Consider the following 385-nt stretch of genomic DNA (forward strand, 5'->3'; position numbering starts at 1 on the left):
ACCGTGTCCGAGGCCGCGCCCGCGGCGTGACGGCGTGCACGGGCGGCGTGCGCGTCCACGCGCGCCAGGACGGACCGTACGGCCGTGGCCAGCGCCAGGCCGTCGGCCGGTGTGTCCGCTGCCGCCGTGCCCATGTCCCTCTCCGCCCCCGTAGCCGTCACCCTGGATCAGGCCTCCTTGTCACCCTTGTCACCGGACTTGCCGGACGCGTCCGGCGCGCCGGAGCTGCCGGTGCCCCCGGAGCCGCCGGTTCTGCCGCCCGCGCCGGTCCCGTCGTCCCTGCCGGACGCGCGCTTCTTGCCGGACGCCGTGCCGCTGCGCCGGGTGCCGCCGCGCGCCGCGCCCGTCGCCTTGCGGGTACGGGACGCGGGCGTGGACGGCTCGG

Annotated in this window: 1 pseudogene; it reads right to left on the reverse strand. The window is 79.0% G+C overall.

Going from position 1 to position 385, the window contains the following annotated elements:
• Positions 1–167 precede the first annotated feature (167 nt).
• Positions 168–385, reverse strand: a pseudogene (locus GCU69_RS32515) (hypothetical protein); the annotation flags it as partial.

The sequence above is a fragment of the Streptomyces lycii genome, assembly GCF_009735685.1.
Taxonomy (GTDB): Bacteria; Actinomycetota; Actinomycetes; order Streptomycetales; family Streptomycetaceae; genus Streptomyces; species Streptomyces lycii.